Annotated in this window: 17 protein-coding genes; all 17 read left to right on the forward strand. The window is 51.0% G+C overall.

Translation table 11 applies throughout. From position 1 onward, the window contains the following. Positions 1-223: 223 nt before the first annotated feature. Complete coding sequence (locus ICT70_RS05110) at positions 224-556, forward strand: hypothetical protein (protein WP_191154316.1); 333 nt, start codon at positions 224-226, stop codon at positions 554-556. A gap of 9 nt (positions 557-565) precedes the next feature. Further along, the gene (locus tag ICT70_RS05115; RefSeq protein WP_191154317.1) at positions 566-1,048 is read left to right on the forward strand and encodes a molecular chaperone TorD family protein; all 483 of its coding nucleotides are present in this window, start codon (positions 566-568) and stop codon (positions 1,046-1,048) included. 99 nt (positions 1,049-1,147) lie between these two features. Then, the gene (locus ICT70_RS05120; protein WP_191154318.1) at positions 1,148-3,352 is read left to right on the forward strand and encodes a molybdopterin-dependent oxidoreductase; all 2,205 of its coding nucleotides are present in this window, start codon (positions 1,148-1,150) and stop codon (positions 3,350-3,352) included. Between the two features lie 3 nt (positions 3,353-3,355). Continuing rightward, positions 3,356-3,925, forward strand: a complete 570-nt coding sequence (locus ICT70_RS05125) for a 4Fe-4S dicluster domain-containing protein (protein ID WP_191154319.1) — start codon at positions 3,356-3,358, stop codon at positions 3,923-3,925. Between the two features lie 10 nt (positions 3,926-3,935). Continuing rightward, complete coding sequence (nrfD, locus tag ICT70_RS05130; RefSeq protein WP_191154320.1) at positions 3,936-5,111, forward strand: NrfD/PsrC family molybdoenzyme membrane anchor subunit; 1,176 nt, start codon at positions 3,936-3,938, stop codon at positions 5,109-5,111. 140 nt (positions 5,112-5,251) lie between these two features. Then, positions 5,252-5,632, forward strand: coding sequence for a rhodanese-like domain-containing protein (locus ICT70_RS14870; protein ID WP_224746825.1), 381 nt, complete (start codon positions 5,252-5,254; stop codon positions 5,630-5,632). A gap of 132 nt (positions 5,633-5,764) precedes the next feature. Continuing rightward, positions 5,765-6,436, forward strand: coding sequence for a rhodanese-like domain-containing protein (locus ICT70_RS14875; RefSeq protein ID WP_224746845.1), 672 nt, complete (start codon positions 5,765-5,767; stop codon positions 6,434-6,436). 144 nt (positions 6,437-6,580) lie between these two features. Continuing rightward, positions 6,581-7,513 (forward strand): ABC transporter ATP-binding protein, encoded by a 933-nt coding sequence (locus ICT70_RS05140; protein ID WP_191154322.1) that lies wholly within the window; start codon positions 6,581-6,583, stop codon positions 7,511-7,513. Beyond that, positions 7,497-8,285: an ABC transporter permease gene (locus ICT70_RS05145; RefSeq protein WP_191154323.1), complete on the forward strand. Its 789-nt coding sequence runs from the start codon at positions 7,497-7,499 to the stop codon at positions 8,283-8,285. Before ICT70_RS05140 ends, ICT70_RS05145 begins: the two co-directional genes overlap by 17 nt. A 70-nt stretch (positions 8,286-8,355) precedes the next feature. Beyond that, positions 8,356-9,255 (forward strand): Hsp33 family molecular chaperone HslO, encoded by a 900-nt coding sequence (gene hslO / locus ICT70_RS05150; RefSeq protein WP_224746826.1) that lies wholly within the window; start codon positions 8,356-8,358, stop codon positions 9,253-9,255. A gap of 372 nt (positions 9,256-9,627) precedes the next feature. After that, positions 9,628-9,984 (forward strand): NADH-quinone oxidoreductase subunit A, encoded by a 357-nt coding sequence (locus ICT70_RS05155; protein ID WP_191154324.1) that lies wholly within the window; start codon positions 9,628-9,630, stop codon positions 9,982-9,984. After that, positions 9,975-10,487 (forward strand): NADH-quinone oxidoreductase subunit B, encoded by a 513-nt coding sequence (locus ICT70_RS05160; protein WP_191154325.1) that lies wholly within the window; start codon positions 9,975-9,977, stop codon positions 10,485-10,487. The genes ICT70_RS05155 and ICT70_RS05160 overlap by 10 nt, the downstream gene beginning before the upstream one ends. A gap of 36 nt (positions 10,488-10,523) precedes the next feature. Next, positions 10,524-11,006 (forward strand): NADH-quinone oxidoreductase subunit C, encoded by a 483-nt coding sequence (locus ICT70_RS05165; protein WP_191154326.1) that lies wholly within the window; start codon positions 10,524-10,526, stop codon positions 11,004-11,006. 48 nt (positions 11,007-11,054) lie between these two features. Beyond that, complete coding sequence (gene nuoD, locus ICT70_RS05170; RefSeq protein WP_191154373.1) at positions 11,055-12,233, forward strand: NADH dehydrogenase (quinone) subunit D; 1,179 nt, start codon at positions 11,055-11,057, stop codon at positions 12,231-12,233. Between the two features lie 27 nt (positions 12,234-12,260). Further along, positions 12,261-12,773: an NADH-quinone oxidoreductase subunit NuoE gene (gene nuoE, locus ICT70_RS05175; RefSeq protein WP_191154327.1), complete on the forward strand. Its 513-nt coding sequence runs from the start codon at positions 12,261-12,263 to the stop codon at positions 12,771-12,773. Positions 12,774-12,813: 40 nt separating this feature from the next. After that, the gene (gene nuoF / locus ICT70_RS05180) at positions 12,814-14,595 is read left to right on the forward strand and encodes an NADH-quinone oxidoreductase subunit NuoF (RefSeq protein WP_191154328.1); all 1,782 of its coding nucleotides are present in this window, start codon (positions 12,814-12,816) and stop codon (positions 14,593-14,595) included. Between the two features lie 33 nt (positions 14,596-14,628). Beyond that, positions 14,629-17,100, forward strand: coding sequence for an NADH-quinone oxidoreductase subunit NuoG (gene nuoG / locus ICT70_RS05185; protein ID WP_191154329.1), 2,472 nt, complete (start codon positions 14,629-14,631; stop codon positions 17,098-17,100). Positions 17,101-17,139 lie beyond the last annotated feature (39 nt).

Here is a 17,139-nt window from a genome sequence, read left to right on the forward strand (position 1 = left end):
TGTTCTACGATAATTAGGTGGCGTTTTTCGTTGACACATGGGATAAATTATCATAATGTTCCGACATGTCACACACTGTATACTCTTTATAAAGGCTACAGATAGCTCCGGCAGAACCACTGAAATGTGGCTGTCTGGATGTAGGCGGTTGATGCTTGGCCAATGGTTATAAGTGTCAACCTTGATGAACGAACATTCTATCAACCACGGAAGGAGTAGTAAAATGAAGAAAATTGTTGTTCTGATCGCCTGTCTTGCTCTGATGGCTCCAGGCATGGCCTTTTCTTTTGATATCAGCGGTTGGGAAAGCGCCAATAAGGATCGTGGTCAGTGGGCCTGGTTTACCGGACAAGCACAAAAATGTGATCAAACGATTCCTGTCCCAGGCTCAAAAACCCGTGCTGAGTGGGAACAAATGTTGACCTCCGGTAGTGGTCTTCCTTGTGACGGTGCCGGCCTGAGTCAGCGCACGATCAAGCATATTTACCTGTTTCTTGACTCCCATGCCTCTGATTCAGATGATCCGATGAACCAGAAGCCCGAGTCCTGCGGTTAATCACTGAAAGTGATATCTGAGGATAAAAAAGAGGTTGCAGAGCGGCTAAAGGAATTGGTTGCTTTGCTGGAATACCCGACGCCCGAGGTCGCAGAGCGCTGTGACCTCGAGCTGGAAGACCTCGAGAGCCGTTATGTTCGTCTGTTTGTCAATGACCTGGGTGGGGTAGCCGCTCCGCCTTATGCCGGTTGTTACCTAGTTGGTAGCGATCGGTTGAAGTTCATGTCTGAATTCAGTGGATTTTGTCTCAAGCACGGCCTTGCGTTGGATCCTGCTCAGCCTCCAGACTATATACCGATGATGGTGGAAGTGCTCGCTATGCTTCTGAGTGGTAATGATAGGCCAGAGATCCCTCAACTGTTGATTACGAGCTATTATCAACAGTGGCCCGAAGCCTTTGCCGCTACACTCAAGCAAAGTGACGACATCGGAATATACGTAACCGTTGCTGAAGAGTTTTGTCGTCTTCTGCAAGAAGTTGCAGAAAAATAGACCACGACCAATTCGCTAGCGTAGCTAAGCGTAATGACGTGATGGCTGAAACAGTAACTTAGAGTCCATCCGTAAACTAAATAGGCGGAGAAGATTATTATGAGTATCACTCGCAGGAACTTTCTCAAGGGCACGGCTGCCGGGCTTGGATGTCTGGGCATGTCGTCCATAGCTGGATTTCGCTATGTGAGCAAGGCCCACGCAAAGGAGCTGGCAGAACAGCAGGTCAAATATGTTGCGTCAAGCTGCGCCATTTGTACTAACAAATGTGTATTTCGTGGTCAGGTGGTTAATGGCGTGATCAGACGTCTGGAGCCGCATCCGGAGTTTGCTAAAAGTCGTGGCATGATGTGCGCTCGTGGCAATGCCGGGGCATGGACCCCTTACGACCCCAATCGCGTTAAATATCCGATGATCCGTACCGGGAAGCGCGGCGAAGGCAAGTGGAAAAAGGCTTCTTGGGATGAGGCTTACGCCTACATTGCCGAAAAAACCAACAAAGTGGTTGAGGAAGAAGGCGGCCACCGTTCCTGTATCGGTTTTGCTTCTTCGGAAGGGACCTATCACGAGCATTACTGGAACCAGTTCCGCGAAGTGTTTGGCTCACCTAACTCAGTTCGCCATACGACCTTGTGCTTAAGCTCGAATATCCGCGGATTTATGGCGGTGGTCGGAACTTACCCCAATGCCGATGTCATTAATTCACCCTTTATTATTCTTGCCGGTGCCAATCGGGCGGAGTCGTTTTATACCCCCGACACCATGGATATATTCAGTGATCCCACTAAGAAGGTCATCTGCCTCGATCCGCGTTTTACCAAAACGGCAGCCAAGGCAACCAAATGGTATCCGATCAAGCCGGGCACCGATATGGCCTTCGCCCTCGCGATGATGAACGTGATTATCGGCGAAGGACTTCACGATAAAGCTTATGTTGATAAATATGCCTATGGTTTTAACCAGTTGGCGCAGCATGTCAAGCAGTACACCCCCGAATGGGCGGAAAAAGAAACAGATATCCCGGCCCAGGGTATTCGTGACATCGCACGTGAGTTCGCCAGGACTCCGGGTGCCGTATTTTATCCGGGACGGCGCTCCTCCTTTCAAGGGGACGATGTGGAGACCCGTCGTGCCATTGCTATGGTCAACGTCATTGTCGGTAGTTTTGATCGCAAAGGTGGTCTGATTCCGAACGTGACGATTCCTTTGGCCAAATATTTCTACGAGCCGGCCTGGTACTCCAAGACTCGTCCGCGTCTTGAAGAGGCCGACGTGACCTTCCTCAGTCCGCGTGACGGTTCATGGGTGGCCTGGCGTGACCGCGCCATCAAAGGTGACCCCTATGCCATCCGCGGGTTGTACATCTATAAACAAAATGTTGTTGCCTCTGTCCCGGATCGCAATAAGACCATGGAGTTGTTTGACAAGCTGGACATTATCGTCTGTGTCGACACCTTCATGAGTGATACCGCCTGGTATGCGGATGTGGTGTTGCCTGAAAGCAACTATCTTGAACGACTGGATCCACCCAACACCTATGGTCTTAACTGCGTCGAACTGCCGACTGTGACCATTCGTCAGCCGTTAATCCAGCCCATGTACGATACCCGCTCAGGGTTTGATATTGTCGTTGGGTTGGCCAAGTATTTTGAAGATGATGACGGCGCCACTCTCGATGAATATTTTGAGGGTGATGTTGAGTCCCATACCAGGGACGCTGTTGCAGAGTTTCCCGGCGCATTTGAGACGCTGAAGGAAAAAGCCTTTTTTTCTGAAGGCAAAGCATCGCCAATTGGTGACTATCTAAACGGTAAAAAGGCCATCAATACGCCGACGAAGAAGCTCGAACTTTACAGTGACGATTTCGAGAGTCGTGGTCTTGATCCGATGCCGACCTATAAACGGCCGGCAGACATCGGAGCCGACAAGTTCCGCTTTGTTGTCGGTCGCCACGCTATCCATACCCAGTCAATGACGGCCAATTTTCCGGAACTCAACTGGCATATGCCGGAAAACACGGTCTGGATCAACAGCGCCAAAGCCAAGACAATGGGAATCAAGTCAGGGGATATGGTGCAACTGAAAAACCGTACCGGGGGTGAGGTGCAGATCAAGGCACAGGTTACTGAAGGGATTCGTCCCGACTGTGTGTATTATGCCAACGGTTACGGGAGTCTGTCCAAGGGACAGCCGCTGGTCTATGGCAAGGGCGCATCCCAGTCTCAGATACTGGAATCACACTTTGAACCGATCTCCGGCAACGCGTTGATGCATGAAACGATTGTAGAAATAAGGAGGGTTTAATTTATGGCCAACGTGAAAAATAAACATTGGGCGATGGTGATCGACTCAGCAAAATGCATCGACTGTAAGGCTTGTGATGTTGCTTGTAAGCATGAGAATGGTATCGAAGCCAACGGGAGTCGCGAAGTCTACCGTAACTGGATTACGTCAAAAGGGGTTGAGGGGACGTACCCGAATCTTAAGCAGCGCTTTGAGCCAAGTCAGTGTCACCATTGTGCTAATACCCCATGTTATAAAGTCTGTCCGACCAGTGCGACCTATAAAAATGAGGATGGACTGATCATGATGGACTACAAGCGCTGTATCGTTTGCTCAACCTGTATTGCCGCTTGTCCCTATGATGCTCGTTATGTATCCAAGCAGAAAAAGGCCATAGATAAGTGCACGTTCTGTGCACATCGTATCTATATCGGCAAATTGCCTGCCTGTGTTGATACCTGTCCGACGAAGGTCAGAGTGTTTGGCGATTTGAATGATCCCGAGAGCGAAGTTTCAAAGCTTCTGGCAAGTCGACACTATTTTGTGATCAAGCCGGAAGCCGGAACCAAACCAAATCTCTACTACCTGACGTGAGGTGACAGACATGAGTACACTTATTGGCAGTGCGATACAGAACGCGAAAAGTTCTTTTTCCCCCCGCGGCGCGGCCTGGGCATTGTGGGCAGGGGTTCTTGTTATTATTGGTCTGGCTGCGTTGGTAAATTATCTTATCAATGGTCATGATGCCTACGGCACGTCGCGTCAGGTACCATGGGGTATTTTGATCTCGACCTATGTCTTTTTTGTGGTGTCCAGTACCGGGCTGTGTCTGGTCTCATCCTTGGGCCACGTTTTTGGTTTCAAGCAATTTGAGGTGATCGGTAAGCGCGCCATTGTCATGGCAATTGCCACCATTCTTGCCGGTTTTGCGGTTATTGCAACAGAAATCGGCTATCCTTTCCGCATGCTGATCTATAATTTTATTTCACCAAATTTTACGGCAGCAATCTGGTGGATGGGGACGCTGTATGGCCTGTATCTGTTGTTTATCCTGCTGGAATTCGGATTTATGATGAAGGTCAACCACAAATATGCCGGCTATGCCGGGTTGGCGGCCTTTGTCGCAGGGATTGCCGCACACTCTAATCTCGGTGCCGTTTTCGGACTGCTTGACGCGCGGAAGTGGTGGAGTGGTCCCTTTTTGCCGATCTATTTTATCCTTTCGGCAGCAGTTACCGGCTGTGCCATTGTCCTGCTGCTATTTGCCGTACGTTATATGAAGGAGAAGATGCCCGATAATGTGCGTGACACCATGTTAACCATCAGCAAGCTTTTTTGTTTCCTTCTCGGCGTGCTTATTTTCTTCGGTATCTGGAAGTTGTTCTCTTCACTTTATGCCGGAGCTCCAGGAAAATACGAGGCAATGATGGCCCTGATCAATGGACCGCTTTGGATCAGCTACTGGGGTTTCGAAGTGTTTCTGGGGATGGTGTTACCCTTTGTGTTGATTTTGGCAACTAAAGGTAAACATTTGGGTGTTGCGGTCTTTGCCGCTGCCAGCAGTATGATCGGGATTTTCTTCATGCGTTATAACCTTGTTGTTGCCGGTCAGCTCAAGCCGATGCGCTACGACCCGGAGGTTGTTAATGCCAGTGGCTTGGTCAGTTATGCACCGTCAATGACCGAGATTGGAATTGTTTTGGGAGGCATCGGCCTGTGTCTGCTGATGTATATTGCGGCCAATATGATTTTTAATCTGGACGCTGACAAGCATCATTAACGGCAGGTTACAGCACTAGTCGTTGCCCGCTTTAATGATCACAGGATCTAGGGAACGGATTATCCTAATGCGCTGATTTCATAAAGAAATTAGCTGCATTGTATGTCATAACCCCGTAACGAGAAAGAAAGGAGTCAAGGATGCGATTTTTGCGAGTCAAATTGCTGCCACTTGTTGCATTGCTGCTGTTTGCCGCGGGTTGCGCGACAACAGCACCGACAGCGGCGGTAACGCCGTCGGCGCAGGGGCACACCCAACTGGTGGAGCAGGATCCCACAATTGCCATCACCACCAGTGAGGTTAAGGCCCTGTTCAATGAAGTATACGGCGATGCACCGCTAATCCAGGAAACCCTGGACAAGAACGACAAGTTTGTACTGGTGGATACCCGTCCAATCACCCGTTTCTCGGCTGATACGGTTCCGGGCTCCATCCATATTCCGACTCCGAAGTTTGAGAGTGACATTCCCAAGTTGTCCAGGGATAAGGCCATTATCTTCTATTGTGGAGGATTGGCCTGACCTTTCACCTCTCAAGCGGCGGTCGTCGCTCAAAAAAATGGTTTAACCAACATCAAAGCCTGGTACGAAGGTGAGCCTGGCTGGACGGCAGCAGGAAATTACACCATTATCCAAACTGGTCCGGTAAAAGCGCTGGTCGATGACAGCACCAAGGGTGGATTTGCTCTGATCGATTCACGTCCTCATCTGGTCAGCCAGAAAGAGCATATCCCCGGTTCCATCTCTATCCCCTGGGTTCTGTGGGAGCAGAAAAAAGGCCTGTTGCCGGCGGATAAAGATACCCTGTTGATCTTCTACTGCGGCGGTCATCACTGTGACTTGAGTCATAAGAGTGCCAATGCCGCATTGGCTATGGGCTATAAAAAAGTTCGTGTTTACGCCGAAGGTATCCCGGCCTGGAAAAAAGCCGGCCATGGTACCTGGGGTAATGATGCCAGCGGCATCGTCGAAGCACCTAAAGGCCCCTCCCCCACCATTAGTGCAGAAGATCTGCTCAAAGGCATCGCCGACGGCAGCCTGTTCATCGTCGATGTGCGCAGCGAGCGTGAGTTCAATGCCGGTCATATACCCGGTGCCGTGCTGATTCCCGATGGCGAATTCTATAACAACATGGAAGGCGTGCTCAAGCAGCTGCCGACCGATAAGAAGGTTGTTTTTGTTTGTGCAACCGGTGCCCGTTCCGGTGGTGCTTTCTTCGCATTGCAGGAAGAGATCGAAGATGGCAACTACAAAAACGAAAAAGGTGTTGTCTATCTGCCTTACAACGTGGATTGCAAGGCCGACGGAACCTTTGAAATCAAATAAATAGAGCCGTATTCAGATAGTGAACAATGATAAAAAGGCAGCTCCCTCTTGTGGGCTGCCTTTTTTAATGGCAATAGGAGAATCAATGAAGCAAGAGTTTCTATTGCAGTTGCATAAGGTTGTGACGACCGTTATAGTCGCACCATGAATGCACTCGAAATAACAGATCTATATAAAGAGTTCGCCGGCGTGCCTGCGGTCAAGGGGTTAAGTTTTGCCATCCCTGAGGGGGAAATCTTCGGTCTGCTTGGTCCCAACGGTGCCGGTAAGAGTACGACCATCAATATGGTTGCCGGTGTGGTCAAGATCGGTCAGGGGCAGGTGCAGGCTTTTGGCTATGACAACCAGAAAGACTATCGCCATACCCGGCGCTTGCTCGGGGTTGTTCATCAGGAAATTGTCATCGATAACTTTTTCACCATTGAGCAGGCGCTTGAAATTCACTCAGGTTACTACGGGGTCAAGGATGATCCGGCCTGGCGTAATCTGCTCATTGATCGACTGGGCTTGCGGCCTCATCTGGGCAAGATCATGATCAAGCTCTCCGGTGGCATGAAGCGGCGTTTTATGATTGCCAAAGCATTGATCCATCGTCCGCGTTTGCTCATATTGGATGAGCCGACCGCCGGGGTCGATGTTGAGCTGCGTCATGGTTTATGGGATTTTGTCAGAGAGATGAATAAAAAGGGTACGACGATTTTGCTGACCACCCATTATCTTGAAGAAGCTGAACAGATGTGTGATCGGATCGGTATCATGCATCATGGGGAAATGATCGCCCTTGAGCCGACCCATGATCTGGTACGCAAGCTCTCTAATCGACGCCTCAAGTTATGGCTTGAAGAGCCGCTGGCTGGCCTACCGCCAGGGTTGGAAGAGTATGCCCCTAGCGTTGAACATGGTGGGACAGTGCTGGTGCTGAACCTCCCTGTCGGGGGCAGTGCCGGCATTATGCTTAAACACTTGTGCCGGTCAGGGCTGAATATCCGCGATTTTGAAACCGATCAGAGCGGACTGGAAGAGGTTTTTATTCAATTAACCGGCATGGGCGGAGGCAAAAATGGTACCACAGCCTGATAATCGTTTTTATGCCTGGCTGCCCTTCGTCACCCTGCTGCGTAAAGAAATTCTACGTTTTCGGCGGGTTTCGACCCAGACCCTGTTGGCGCCAATTGTTACCGCTTCCTTGTATTTGTTTGTCTTCGGCGCCACCCTGGGTAATCGCTTAACGGTGCTGGAGGGGTTCAGCTATGCCCAATTTGTTATTCCGGGTCTGATTATCATGGGGGTGATTAACAACTCCTTTGCCAATACCTCTTCATCCCTGTTTATGTCGCGCTATCTTGGCGGGATTGTCGATCTGCTGGTAACACCGGTCACGCCACCGCAATTCATCATGGCTTATACCCTGGCGGCGATGCTGCGCGGCCTGTTGGTTGGCTCGGTGGTGTTGCTGATCTCCTTTTTGTTCGCCACCCTGCCGTGGGAATACCCATTACTGGCAGCCCTGATGGCGATGATCGCCAGTTTTCTGTTTGCCCAGTTTGGCCTGATCGCGGCAATCTATGCCCATAATTTTGATACTCTGTCGGTCTACACCAATTTCATGATTCTGCCCCTGATCTATCTGGGGGGGGTGTTTTATCCTATTTCCATTCTGCCGGCCCCTTGGTCTTCGCTCTCCTATTTAAATCCTCTGTTTTATCTGATTGATGGTTTTCGACATGCGATCATTGGAGTCGGTGACACCAGCTTTGCCATTGCTTTTGGTGTCAGTGCGACGATAGCTGCCATCCTTTTTGCCTGGGCCGCGTGGTTGATCGGTAAGGGCTATCGACTGCGTTCATAATCCTGTCAGGTTTGATTCCAGTGCCGCGCTACAGCAAAAATCAAATGTACTAAAAACAAGGAAATAGCTGATGAAGGAAGCGAGTGAGCCCATGGCACCGTCGCAAGATATCCTGTGGCGGGTTGTCAGTGCGGATAAGTGTTTTCGCGGATTGGTAGCGGTCACCACGCAGACGGTGCGTGAAATCTGTGCCAAACAGCAGACCGATCTGACCGCCACGGTTGCCTTGGGGCGCCTGATCGCCGGTGGTGCGCTGATGGCGGGACTATTGAAGGGGCGTCAACGCTTGTCCCTGGCGGTTGAAGGTAATGGCCCGATTGGACGAATGGCGGTTGAAGCTGATGCCCAGGGGCGTTTGCGTGGCACCATCCGCAATCCACTGCCTGGTTTGCCCCCTCGCGCCGACAAATTTGATGTGGCGGGTGCCATAGGCCGGGCCGGTTTTTTGACGGTAATTAAAGATCTGGGGCTGAAAAAACCCTATCAAAGCATGGTGCAATTACAGACCAGCGAGATTGGCGAGGATCTGGCTTGGTACCTGAGCAGTTCGGAGCAGGTTCCGTCCAGCCTGGGCCTTGGGGTTGAATTTAACAGCACTGGTGCGGTTGCCGCCGCCGGGGGTTTTCTGATTCAAACCCTGCCGCCGGAGCTGCCGGAAAAAATTGATACACTGGTTGGTCGCATTACAGATTTGCCGCCGCTCACCAGTATGCTGCGGGATAAAATGCACCCGAAAGAGATTCTGGCACGAATCTTCGGAGACGACAGCTTCGCTATCAGTGAAACGATTCCTTTGAGTTTTTTCTGCCCCTGCAGTCGCGAGCAGACAGAGCAGATGCTTATTGGCCTTGGCCCGGAGGAATTATTGAGTACGGCACAACAGCAATCAACAACCTGTGTTCGTTGTGAATACTGTTGTGCAGAATATCTGTTTAGCGCAGCTGATCTGAAAAGAATGGGGGAGCAATAACCAGAGCAAATTCTGACCAAATCGCTTGTCCGGGCAACAATAAAACATGATTAAATGTGTCGAGAAATGAAAGTTGTTGAGGAGACGCCGAAATCTGTTCGCTTTAAAACTTATGGATTCCAAGACACCGGCAAGCGACCAGCCATGAGAGTCGTTGTAAAACACCATAATTTTTGTTAAAAAGCAAAAACTATTGTAATTTCAAGATAAAAAAAGCGGCACAGGTCAGACCAATTGCATACAGTATACTGTATTTTTTGCTTGACAGGGCCGCATCAACTGTCTTAATTTTCGTCACACTGTGGCGTTAAAACGTGTTTTGACGAAAAACACAACACGTCTTCAATGTCTTCTGAGGAAGGAGCGTTTCCTATGTTGGATCTTTATTTGCCGATAATTGTTGTCATCGGCATCGCGTTCGCTTTTGCCATCGGTTCGGTTGTCTTTTCGCGACTCGTTGGCGTTAAGCGCTACAGCGAACTGAAAATGTCTCCGTATGAGTGTGGTGTTCCGCCGATCGGCAATGCCAATGAGCGCTTTTCCGTCAAGTTCTATCTGGTTGCCGTAGCGTTCATCGTTTTTGACGTTGAGGTCGCCTTTCTCTACCCCTGGGCCATTATGTTCAAGCAACTGGGCTGGTATGGTGCCATCACTATGGGGATTTTCATTTTCGTGCTGGTTATCGGTTTTATCTATGACTGGAAAAAAGGAGCTCTGGAATGGGAGTAGGGCAGCCCACAACATTAGGTAGCGGCTTCATCACAACGAGCCTTGACAAACTGGTTAACTGGTCACGTGCAAGTTCCATGTGGCCCATGACCTTCGGTCTTGCCTGTTGCGCCATAGAGATGATGGCCACCGGTGCCGCGCGTTTTGACCTTGACCGCATGGGTATCCTGTTTCGTGCTTCGCCACGTCAGGCCGATGTGTTGATTGTCGCAGGCACCGTGACCAAGAAAATGCTCCCGGTCATCAAGACGGTTTATGAGCAGATGCCTGAACCACGCTACGTTATTGCTATGGGGGCCTGTGCATCGTCCGGTGGTATTTTCGATACTTACAGCACGGTTCAGGGGATCGACGAGCATATCCCGGTTGATGTTTACATCCCCGGGTGTCCGCCCCGCCCCGAGGGATTGCTCTATGGGTTGATGAAACTGCAGGAAAAAATCCGCGCGGAGCGTAATACCTTCGGTGCGGCTATCGGCATTGGTGAAGTAATTCGCAGTTAGGCTTGACGGCCGACTGTTCATGATAGGAATAAATCGATGAGCGATCTAGCAATTGTAGAAAAACTCAAGGCGAAATTTTCTTCCGAAATCCTTGATGTCGTTGAGTTTCGCGGAGAAACGACGGTTACCGTCAACAAGGAAAACATTGTCGATATCTGCACCTTTATGCGAGATAGCGGCGGCTACAACCTTCTTTGTGATCTGTGCAGCGTTGACTATCTTGGTCAGGCTCCTCGTTATATGGTCGTTTACAACCTCTATAACATTACCACCAAGGAACGTATTCGCCTCAAGGCACCGGTTGAAGAGCAGGACGCACAGATTGCTACGGTGAGTACTGTCTGGGGTACCGCCAACTGGATGGAGCGGGAATGCTGGGATCTGATGGGGATCACTTTTGTTGGTCACCCTGACCCGCGCCGGATTCTGATGCCTGCAGACTGGGTCGGTCATCCGCTGCGTAAGGATTATCCTGTTCAGGGTCCGGATCGTGAACCCTATCAGGGACGGCTTTCTTAATCTGCAGGTGACAGGCATAACCACAACTGGGCGAGGCATACAATGGCAGTGAAAAGCAACGAACTAATGACCATCAATATGGGACCTCAGCACCCGTCAACCCACGGGGTGTTGCAGTTGATTCTGGAACTTGATGGTGAAATTGTCCGCAAGGCAACTCCGCACATCGGTTATCTGCACCGCGGTGTTGAGAAGCTCTCCGAGCATCGCACCTACCACCAGGTTATTCCGTTGACCGACCGGCTCGATTATCTGGCCCCCATGAGCAACAATCTGGGCTATGTCCTGGCGGTTGAGAAGTTGCTTGGCATCACGGATCAGATTCCTGAGCGGGCCAAGGTTGTCAGGGTATTGCTGACCGAGTTGACACGGCTTAAAAGCCACCTGGTCTGGCTGGCGACCCACGCCCTGGATATTGGTGCGATGACCGTCTTCCTCTACTGCTTTCGTGAGCGCGAGGTGATTACCGACCTGTACGAAAAGATTTCCGGCGCCCGGATGACCTCTAACTACTTCCGGGTAGGAGGTCTCTCTGCTGACCTTCCCGCCGGTGTTGAGCAGGAAATGCGTGAGTATGCGGAAGGGATGCCTGCTCATATTGATGAATATGAAGGGCTGCTCACCGGCAACCGGATCTGGCAGAAGCGAACTATCGGCGTCGGCACCATCACCGCCGAGGCAGCCATCGATATCGGGATTACCGGGCCGGGCCTGCGCGCTTCCGGCGTTGACTGGGATCTGCGTCGTGATAACCCTTACAGTGGCTATGAAGACTATCAATTTGAGGTTCCCGTTCGTCAGGAAGGAGATACCTTCGCCCGTTACAAGGTGCGCCTCGATGAGATGCGTCAATCCAGTCTGATCATTCTCCAGGCCCTAGATAAGCTCAAGCCGGGCCCAATCCTGGCCGATTGTCCGAAAGTTGTGCTGCCGCCAAAGCAGGATGTGGTGAATACCATCGAAGGTTTGATTCATCACTTCAAAATCATCACTGAAGGGTTCAAGCCGGAAGCTGGGGAGGTTTATCAGGGGATCGAAGCGCCGAAGGGCGAGCTGGGCTTCTACCTGGTATCTGATGGCAGTGCCCATCCTTATCGCATGAAGGTGCGACCACCGTCCTTTATCAATCTTCAGGGATTGCCTCAAATGGTGGAGGGCCGCCTGCTGGCGGATGTTATTGCCGTTATTGGAACCCTTGACATCGTTCTTGGTGAAATCGACCGTTAATCTACCCGCTTGTACTATGAGGATGCTATGACAGAAAACGTGCAGCAAGCTGAGGAACAGGTCGAAGAACTGGAAGAAATTGATCTGACCGCAGCAAATGAGGTGATCGACAAGTATATCGATATTCATGGCAATCTGATGCCGGTCTTGCAGGGGATCCAGGAAGCTTATGGTTATATCCCGGAAGCAACGGTTCATCTGGCTGCCGAGAGGCTCAATGTCTATGCCAGTCAGATCTACGGAGTATTGACCTTTTATGCCCAGTTTCATCTCAAGCCGCGGGGTAAGTACATTATTCGTGTCTGCATGGGGACTGCCTGCCACGTTAAGGGGGCCGGTCGTATCGGCGACGCGATTGTTGAGAGGCTGGGAATCAGTCACGCGGAAACCACTGAGGATCTGAAATTTACAGCGGAGTATGTCGCCTGTATCGGCGCTTGTGGAATGGCCCCCGTCATTATGGTCAATGATGCGACCTACGGAAGCATTACTGTCCAGAAAACTGCCGAAGTTATTGAAAAATACAAGGCAATGGACTGACTCAAAAAAGACACCGCTTTTGGTATCGAGGAAAGATTCTATGTCCGAAACTGCTGAAAATCTGAAGGTCCTTATTTGTACAGGAACAGGTGGGCTAGCCTCCGGCGCTGCATCTGTCGTCGCAGCCTTTGAGGCGGAGTTTGAAAAAAAGGGTGTTGCCGCCAAGATCGGCAGTGCCTGTGATGTCAACTCCACCGGCTGTCGCGGCCTCTGTGCTAATGATGTTCTGGTTGACATCTGCAAGCCGGGGGAAGAGCCGGTCACCTACGATTTTGTGACCCCTGACCTGGTTCCCCAGATCGTTGACGAACATGTCCTGGGTGGCAACCCGGTCGAAAAAAAGGTGGCAGGCCCTTATTACCACCAATTCCTCGAAAAGCAGCAACGCATTATCTTCTCCCGCTGCGGCACTATCGACGCTGAAAGTCTTGATGATTTTCTTGCTCATCGCGGATTTACCGGAATCCAAAAAGCCGTCACCATGAGCCAGGACGAGGTCATTAACGAGGTTAAGAAATCCGGTCTGCGTGGCCGTGGCGGTGGTGGCTTCCCGACCGGTCTGAAATGGTCCTTTGCCAAAGGATCTCCGGGCGATACCAAGTATCTGATCTGTAATGCGGACGAGGGTGATCCCGGGGCCTTTATGGACCGTTCAGTGCTTGAAGGCGACCCCTATGGTCTGATCGAGGGTTTGATGATCGGCGCCTATGCTATCGGCTGTAAATTTGCCTATGTCTATGTGCGAGCGGAGTATCCCTTGGCGATCAAGCGCTTGCAGCTTGCCATTGATACCTGTTACGAAAAAGGATTTCTTGGTAAGAACTGTATGGGCTTAGGTTTTGATCTTGATATGCGCATCAAGGCCGGTGCCGGAGCTTTTGTCTGTGGCGAAGAAACGGCGTTGATGGCATCGATCGAGGGACAGCGCGGTATGTCCCGTCCCCGTCCACCATTTCCAGCGGTGCGCGGCTTGTGGGGCTATCCGACCAACATCAATAATGTTGAGACCTTCGCCAACGTCGCTTACATCTTCTATAACGGCGCTGATTGGTTTTCGTCTATCGGTACCGAAGGCACCAAGGGAACCAAGATTTTTGCTTTGACCGGCAAAGTAAAGCACACCGGTCTGGTTGAGGTTCCGGCTGGAACCACCATGAAAGAGGTTATCTACGACGTTTGTGGCGGTATTCTCAATAATCGTAAATTCAAGGCAGTACAGGCTGGCGGTCCTTCCGGTGGTTGTCTGCCGGCCGAAGCCCTGGATGCCGAGGTTGATTACGATTCGCTGATCAAAGCCGGTGCCATGATGGGTTCCGGTGGTCTGGTGGTGATGGACGAGACCACCTGTATGGTTGATATTGCACGCTTCTTCCTCAATTTCACCCGGGTTGAGTCATGCGGTAAATGTATCCCCTGTCGCATTGGCCTGAAGATTATGCTTGAAATTCTCGAGCGGATTACCCAGGGCAAAGGACAGGAGGGCGATATCGAAATGCTTGAGGATATGGCCTACGATATCAAGAAGAGCTCGCTCTGTGGTCTGGGCCAGACCGCTCCGAATCCAGTTTTATCAACCATTCGTTATTTCCGGAACGAGTATGAGACCCATATCAAGGATAAGGAGTGCCCATCTCACAGCTGTAAGGAACTGTTGCACTTCCGCGTAATCGAAGACAAATGCAAGAAGTGTGGTATTTGCCCCCGCGTATGTCCGGTGGATGCAATTGAGTGGGAAAAGGGCAAAGTCGCCTATATCAACCTGGATAAATGTACCCGGTGTACCTCCTGTTACGATGCTTGCCGTTTCATGGCGATTGATTGATCGCGTTCACAGCTTGAAATATAAGAGGTCAAGATGGTTAATCTAACGATTGACGGAAAACAGATCACAACCGCCAAAACGTCGACAATCTACGAGGCGGCCAAAGAGAACGGTATCTATATACCGGTGCTCTGTTATGCCAAAAAACTTCTTCCTTATGGCGCCTGTCGTATCTGTTTGGTCGAAGTCGAGCAGATGAAGGGGCGGCTGATTCCCTCCTGTACTACCCCGGTCACCGAGGGAATGGTCGTTACGACCACGTCTGATGAGATTAACAAGGTTCGCAAAACCGTTCTTGAGTTTCTTCTAGTCAATCATGTTGTTGATTGCCCGGTGTGCGACAAGGGTGGCGAATGTGATCTGCAGGATCTGACCTACGAATATGAAGTAGTTACCAACCGCTTTCAGGGGGAAAAGTTTGATCTGCCCACCGATGAGGTCAATCCCCTGATTGAGCGCAACATGAACCGCTGTGTACTGTGCGGTAAATGTGTGCGGGTCTGTGACGAAGTGGTTGGCTACGGCTCTTACTCTTTCATCAACCGTGGTTTTGAAACCAAGATTGCCACCGCTTTTGATCGCGGCTTGAACTGCGAGTTCTGCGGACAGTGTGTGTCCATGTGCCCCGTCGGCGCGATTTTGCCGCGCCCCTTCAAATTTAAAGCCCGCCCTTGGCAGCTTAAAGATGTCGATACGGTGTGTGGCTATTGTGGCAACGGTTGTACTGTGACGCTGGGCGTCAAGGACAATCAGGTTCAAACCATCCGCTTCAACGAAGATACCGGCGTTAATCATGGCAACCTGTGTGTCCGCGGTCGTTTTGGTTATTCCTACGTTAATGACGCCACACGCCTCACTAAGCCGTTGATTCGCAAGGGCGGTGAACTGAGAGAGGCGAGTTGGGATGAAGCCCTGGTCACTATCGCTGAAAAGTTCAAAGCGGCCGGCAAGGACCTCGGTATTATCAGTGGTGCACGCCTGACCAACGAAGAACTGCTGTTGCTCAAACGGATCAGTTCAGCGCTTGGTACCCATCACCTTGATCACTCCGGGGGCGAGTGCTACCAGGGGCTCACAGCCGGTTTGAATGAGACCATGGGCATCAGCGCTTCAACCGGCACCTTCCCACAGGTTGAAAAGTGTAACGCCATTCTGGCTATCCGTTCTGATTTTTACGAGACCCATCCGGTATTCGGTATGGTCATAAATCAGGCCATTCGCCTGAATGATGCACAATTGTCAGTGATTGCTGACAAACGTGGCAAGTTAAGCAAACTCCCCAATGCCCGCACCCTGATGCATAAGCCGGGCTGCGAAATCAATATGATCAATGCCCTGTGCCAGGTCATCATTGCGGAAGGGTTGGCAAAAACAGATGATCTGCAAGGATTGGCTGAACTGACCAAGGCGCTGGCGGACTATACTCCTGAAACTGTTGCCAAGATGGTCGGTGCGGACGCCGAAGCGATCAAAAAAACCGCACGCGAACTGGCCGGCGCTAAAAATGCGGCGATCGTTGTTGCGTATGGCTTGCCCTATACCGCACACAGCAAGGAAATCGCCATTGCAGCTTCAAACCTGGCCCTGCTGACTGGCATAGCTGGACGCGAGGGCTCAGGATTATACCTGTGTGGTGAAAAGGCTAACAGCCAGGGAGCTATAGATCTGCAGATTACCCCAGGGCCTGCGGGACTGGGTGCACAGCAAATGCTCAACAGTGCAGCTGAAGGGAGGCTGCCGGTGCTTTATCTGGTTGGTGAAGATCCCGTTGTTACCTACCCTGATCAGGGACTGGTCAAAAAGGCCCTGGAGAAATCGTTCCTGGTGGTACAGGATCTGTTCCTGACCGATTCAGCCAAATATGCTGATGTCGTCCTGCCGGCTGCTTCCTTTACCGAAAAAGATGGTACCTTTACCAACGCTGAACGGCGCATTCAACGACTGAGAGCCGGTATAAAATCACCAGGCGAAGCTAAATCTGACTTTGTTGTATTTCAATCCCTGCTCAATAAGTTGCAAAAAACCGCTCCAGCAGCCCCGGCTGCAGCCTTTGGTGAACTGACTGGAGAGGTTGCCGGCTATGCCGGTATCGTCTATGAACAGATCGGTCCTCAAGGTGAGGTCTGGGGTGGAGAGACCCTGGCTCCGCTCAAAAAAGTTCTTATCCCGGTTGCCGGCAATGAACCTCTGCAGGCTGAGTATCAATTGCTCGTTGGCAGCGCGCTGTACCACAGCGGTTCGGTTTCGACGCGCTCAAAGGGTCCCATGTCCGTTTGTCCGGAACCTTACATTGAGCTAGGCCGAGACGACGCAGTAACATTGAATGTAAAAACCGGCGACATGATTCAACTCAAAGCTGCCGGCGTGACTATTCAGTCCAAGGCCAAGGTTGATAACCGCTTACCAAAAGGTGTCATTTTCGCTCCCTACCACTTTGCTGGTCTGGGTTTGAACAGGATCTACACTGGTCAGTCTGTGATCGCAGTTGAGCCATCAAAGCTCTGAACAGAGAAAATACAACATTGTACCGTTGATAGCTTCTAT

This window comes from Pelovirga terrestris (genome assembly GCF_014773365.1).
Classification (GTDB): Bacteria; Desulfobacterota; Desulfuromonadia; order Desulfuromonadales; family Geopsychrobacteraceae; genus Pelovirga; species Pelovirga terrestris.